Annotated in this window: 5 protein-coding genes and 2 pseudogenes; 2 read left to right on the top strand and 5 right to left on the bottom strand. The window is 63.4% G+C overall.

Going from position 1 to position 4,819, the window contains the following annotated elements; all coding sequences use genetic code 11:
- A pseudogene (locus EOA29_RS25190) lies at positions 1-772 on the bottom strand (integrase); the annotation flags it as partial.
- Between the two features lie 121 nt (positions 773-893).
- Between EOA29_RS25190 and EOA29_RS25185 the strand changes: the two are divergent.
- Positions 894-1,847, top strand: coding sequence for a DUF1403 family protein (locus tag EOA29_RS25185; protein WP_127221771.1), 954 nt, complete (start codon positions 894-896; stop codon positions 1,845-1,847).
- A 2-nt stretch (positions 1,848-1,849) separates the two neighbouring features.
- Positions 1,850-2,551, top strand: coding sequence for an SMC-Scp complex subunit ScpB (locus EOA29_RS25180; protein WP_127221770.1), 702 nt, complete (start codon positions 1,850-1,852; stop codon positions 2,549-2,551).
- Positions 2,552-2,592: 41 nt separating this feature from the next.
- On the opposite strand, the gene EOA29_RS25175 is transcribed toward EOA29_RS25180, so the two are convergent.
- The 4 genes and pseudogenes from EOA29_RS25175 to EOA29_RS25155 all read right to left on the bottom strand — a co-directional run.
- On the bottom strand, positions 2,593-3,117 hold the full coding sequence (locus EOA29_RS25175) for an RES family NAD+ phosphorylase (protein WP_127221769.1): 525 nt from the start codon (positions 3,115-3,117) through the stop codon (positions 2,593-2,595).
- Complete coding sequence (locus EOA29_RS25170) at positions 3,114-3,500, bottom strand: hypothetical protein (RefSeq protein WP_127221768.1); 387 nt, start codon at positions 3,498-3,500, stop codon at positions 3,114-3,116. Before EOA29_RS25170 ends, EOA29_RS25175 begins: the two co-directional genes overlap by 4 nt.
- Before the next feature lie 561 nt (positions 3,501-4,061).
- The gene (locus EOA29_RS25160; RefSeq protein WP_127221766.1) at positions 4,062-4,421 is read right to left on the bottom strand and encodes a hypothetical protein; all 360 of its coding nucleotides are present in this window, start codon (positions 4,419-4,421) and stop codon (positions 4,062-4,064) included.
- A gap of 5 nt (positions 4,422-4,426) precedes the next feature.
- Positions 4,427-4,819: pseudogene (locus EOA29_RS25155) on the bottom strand (FRG domain-containing protein); the annotation flags it as partial.

Below are 4,819 nucleotides of genomic sequence, written 5' to 3'. Positions count from 1 at the left end.
TCCAGCCCGAAGAATCCTCGGTCTGATCGCGGCCCACGTCGAGACCGACGATTTCGGAGCGGCGCAAGCCGCCTGCGAAGCCCAAAAGCAGCATGGCGCGGTCGCGCAAGCCGCGCAGGGTTCCGCGATCGAGGGTCTCGAGCATGGCAATCAGATCCTCCGGGAGAATGGCTTCCTTCTGCCGGGGAGGGGAGGCGTGGGTGTTGCGGATGCCGGCGAGCACGGTGGCGATATGACGGTCTTTGCGGTCCAGCGGCTGGCCACGCTGTAAAAAATTCCGGGACAGCGCCGAAAGCCGCCGCTCGATCGTCGAAACCGAATTGGGCGTTTTGTCGCCGGTTGCTTTGCCAGAGGCGCAGGCGGTGATGTAGAGCCCGACGGTTTGTGGTTCGGGCGGAGACATCTCGACGCCCTGGCGCCGGCACCAGCTGGCAAAATGCTTCCAGTCGGCGGTGTAGGCGCGGCGGGTGTTGGCTGAGCTCGCTGCCTCGACATAGTCGCGGGCGCGGCCGGCGAGGGCGTCGAGATGCGCCGGCAGGCGGGGGTTGGCGTCGGCCGGGAGAGGGGAGGGCGCTTCGGCCGCCGGTTCGTCCGGCGTCCTGCCCATTTCCAGGACGACGTCGACGATGTCGGGCAGGTCGTCGGCAATCGAGGCGTCGGCCTGAGCCGAGGCCGCCGGCGCGATTTGGTCGACACCCGCCGGTGTTTTCTGTGGTTGAGGGGAGCGATGCCGAGCACGCTTTTCGGGGTTCTGGTCGACGAGAGAGGCCATTTCCTCTCTAGAGAGCAAAACGAATGATAATGCTTATCATTCGTTATCTGTTGCCGACCGGCTGTGCGTTTTGGTGCGAAATTGATGGCGCAAAGCGCACGGCCGCTTTACCCTCCAAATCATGATTCGCCTTGATCCCTCGACCGCCAGCTCTTCTGCGCCGCCCTCCGTTCCGGCGTGGGCGATCACAAGTGCCAGCGCGCCGAGCGACGGCGACGCCGCCTTCCGGGCCGGCGCCGCCTTGGGTGTCCTCGACACGCTCGCCCGCGCGCAGCCTGCCTGGGCCGGGGCCTGGCGGCAGCGGCTGGCGCTTCGCTGCGCCGCCGCCAGCATGCTGCTCGCCGGCCGCGCCGAGGACGCGGCCGCCTTGCGCGACGCCTGGTATCTGCGCCAGGCCGGCGCCGACCCCGGTCCCGCCGGCACCATCTTTGGCGCCTGGCGGCAGTTGGCCGGGCAGCCGCCCGTCGCTACCCCTGACCGGCTCGAAAAGATACTCAACCAGCTTGGCCTCCATTGGGATGTCGAGGCGCTGGCCGCGCTTTGTGAACACATCGACGACCTGGCGCGCTCGGAGCAGCCGGCGCCGTTCGCCGCGGCGGCGATCGGGGCCCACGTCGTTGCCATAAGGCCCGACTCCGAGCTTTTTGCCTGGTGGCTGGCTGACCTGGTCCTGGCGCAAAGCCTCCGCTGGCCGCGACCGCTGCCGCTGTTGATGGCGCAGGCTTTTGCCGCATCCTTCCGCGCCGAGGCCGGTGGCAAACGCATCCGGCCTGGGGGAGAGAGATTTGAGCGCGCGCTGTGCCTGGCGCTGGTTCAAGCGGCGGCGCAGGCCTGCCGGTTGGCCGCCGAGCTGTCGCGCCACGCGGAAAAACTTCTGACGGTGGCGCCAAAGCTGCGCGCCAAGGGTGCCGGCGACGTGATCTTTCTGCTGCTCAATGAAGACGTCGTTTCGGGATCGCTGACGACGAAAGACCTGTCGCGTTTTGCGGCGCGGCGCCTGTTCGAGCGGCTGCAACTGCTCGACGCCGTGCGGGAGCTGTCAGGCCGCCCAACCTTTCGGCTGTTTGGGCTATAGCGATGAGCGAAGCCTCTGTCCGCCGCAAGCCAAACGATCAGCCGGCGCTGCTTGACACCGAGCTCGAACACCTGCCGCCAGAACTGCGCTGGCGCGAATGGATGGGCCGCGTCGAGGCGGTGATCTTTGCCGCCAGCGAGCTGGTGCCACGCGAGGTGCTGGCGCGGGTGGTGGGAAAAAACTGCAATCTCGAGCTGATCATCGACGACATCCGCGCCGAGCTCGCCGGCCGCCCCTATGAGCTGGTGTCAGTGGCCGGCGGCTGGCAGCACCGGACCAGGAAAGCTTTTGGCGACACCATTCACGCAGCCTTTGGCACGGCCGCAGGGCAGGGATCAAAAGACCTGTCGCAGTCCGAGGCTCTTGTGCTGATGTGCATTGCCTATTTCCAGCCGATTACGCGGGGCGAGTTGTCGAGCTTTTTCGGTAAGGAGGTCTCGCGCGATCTGATCGGCGTGCTGCGCGCGCAGGACCTGATCGCCTCGGGGCCGCGCAGCCCGCAGCCGGGCGCGCCCTACACCTATGTGACGACCAAGAATTTCCTGTCGCAGTTCGGGCTCGACACGCTGCGCCAGCTGCCGGATTTCGAGGCGCTTGAAGATGCCGGGCTCCTGTCGAAGGAAAAGCTCCTGGCCGGCGGTATTCCAGCCGGTTTGGCTAACAGGGAGGGCGAGGACGATGTCTTTGAGGACCAGGTGTCGTGAGCGGGCGTTGTCGCGTTGCGACCACAGAGACAGTTGGTGACTCAGGACCAGGACGACTGGTCGTGCGGCAGCCGGGCATCGGGATCGTGAACCGCGACATGGTCGCCGTCGACAAGATTGGCCGGAAAGATCACGAGATTCGTGCCGCCGGCGTGACGCAGCGACGGGAACAGGATGCCGCGAAGCCCGGCAGTGATGATCAGGTCCGCGAGCTTCCACGATGGCGGGATCTTTTTGTCGATGCGAGCGACCTGGCGCCAGGCACAATCCCATTCCTGCCAGGCGCCGTCCCAGAGGTTTGGGTCGAATCCTTGAGAAAGGTCGGCCACCTCGCCGAGCGTGATCTTGTAGGCGGCAAGCGTTGCCGGCGGGACGATGCTGGCGCCCTGCCTGTATTCGTCAAGAGCCGTCTGCGTCGAACGGGAGAGATAGAGCGCTTCGACGCCTGGCCGGTTGAAACGTCCGCCGTCGATCGCTGCTCCCGCGCCACTCGTGGGCAGGAAAGCCCATTTGGGTGTCAGATAGCGATGGAAGATCTCGTCCGGCCCGAAGCGGGTGACCTTCACCCGCGCGCCCCGTTCTCGAGATCCCGGATGAAGGCCAGGACTGCTTCGACTTGGCCGTCCGCGACAAGTTCGGCCGCCGTGCGGTGGCCATAGTCCGCGATGGGCTCGTTGCGATACCAGTAGATCGCCTTGTCAACATTGCCGGTAAGTTCCGTCGCCGCCGAGATCACTTTCACCATCTCGCGCATCCGGCCCTGCAGGCGTTCCGATGAGGGATTGCGGAGCGTGTTGCGATGAACCCCGGTCAACTGTGCCAGATTGGCCACCTTCACTCCAAGCGCCTGCGACAGGCGCTTCGGCGAGATATAAGGCGTACGCGGCTCCTGAAGGCTGTCGACAAAGCCTGAGACCACTTTCGATTGTGCGAGCTGTGCGTGGGTCATGACAAATTTCCGACCTCCTCATACGCACAATATATGCACATTCCAACGCATAGCAAGTGAACAGTGGCCTGGCCCTTCTGGTGTTTGTCCTTCCTCATCCTGGTAGCGGTAAGCCGGGTTCCCGAATGCGATCTGGACGAAGATCAGACTGTCAAGTAGCAGGCCGAGAACACTGCTCGCGACGGAGGCGAGCACTAGGCCGCGCCGACATAGCCCTGTGAAAACCAGTGGGGCGACCATTTCCGCGACCAAGAACGCCGCTACGGAAGCGACGGCCAAGACTGGCGAAGCAATGAGAGCAGCGATTGCACCGTCGGTCAAACGGCGGCGACTGCCAAATGAGACCGAGCGCCCTCCTGAACGAGATCTCGCAGCACGAACGACAGCCCCGCAAGCAGAACTCCTGGCGGCGCCAGGATGCCCGGCCGCACAGGGATAACGCACGGCCCAGCGGGAACGCAGACAGTGCCAACATGTGCGATGAGCCAGTTCACCGTCGGTACACAGCCGATAAAAGCCGCGAGGCGCACCCACCCCGCCGCGCGGTTCATTCCGATGAAACTAGATATCGGATGCATTCTGCTCGCCGGTTTCGCCATAAAACGACGACGTATCAACTGTCATCTCAGCGATGACCGGCACTTCGTCGACCAGACTCCCATGGAAAGATCCGGGGAAGCTCTCGGACGTCTCCAACGGATCGGCCGTGTTCATTCCGTAACGCAGGACGACATACCACGTCAGCGGTCCCTGAAAGTCGTTGCCGTCAAAACGTATCTCTTTTTCAAAAGTCTCTATGGTGTCGACCTGCGTGGACGACGAAAGGGCGTCGAGATCTGACCAAGCTTGCGTATCCTGGTAATCTTTGGCCTGGACCGCTTCTACGACCTTCTGCCGCCGCGCGGCTGTGTTGCTATCCATATCCGTCATCCGATCATTGCGGTGCCTATGCCGATCCGTTCGACGTAGCGCCACTTCAACATTTCGCAGAGGCCGACGATGTCCGGATAAATGTGGCTATGATCAACACCCATCTTAAAGAGCGTCCTGCGGAACCTTGGCCTCATCGCTGCCGGTATGACGAACTTGTCAAAGTTCTCCGGCACCCAGGCTCGGTCGGGTTGGTTATGGACTGAAAAGAGACCTCGTTGGTTCACAATTCTCGGAGCTGACTTCGCCGGAACGAGGAACATCACACGGTCGATCGTGAAAGGGTCCGGGTTCTTCGACGGGTCAACAATGTCATCGGCGGGGATGTTGACCGCATGCACGACTGCATCGTCTTTTGGATTCCCGCTCGATATCGCAAAGCAGCATGC

Source organism: Mesorhizobium sp. M1E.F.Ca.ET.063.01.1.1, assembly GCF_003998155.1.
Taxonomy (GTDB): domain Bacteria; phylum Pseudomonadota; class Alphaproteobacteria; order Rhizobiales; family Rhizobiaceae; genus Mesorhizobium.
Note: the sequence above shows the minus strand (reverse complement) of the source record. Positions and strands in the feature narration are given on the sequence as shown.

What these genes read in the sequence shown, in the direction of transcription:
- EOA29_RS25170 (WP_127221768.1), bottom strand. Translation starts at nt 3,500, where the DNA reads ATGACCCACGCACAGCTCGCACAATCGAAAGTGGTCTCAGGCTTTGTC.
- EOA29_RS25180 (WP_127221770.1), top strand. Translation starts at nt 1,850, where the DNA reads ATGAGCGAAGCCTCTGTCCGCCGCAAGCCAAACGATCAGCCGGCGCTG.
- EOA29_RS25160 (WP_127221766.1), bottom strand. Translation starts at nt 4,421, where the DNA reads ATGGATAGCAACACAGCCGCGCGGCGGCAGAAGGTCGTAGAAGCGGTC.
- EOA29_RS25185 (WP_127221771.1), top strand. Translation starts at nt 894, where the DNA reads ATGATTCGCCTTGATCCCTCGACCGCCAGCTCTTCTGCGCCGCCCTCC.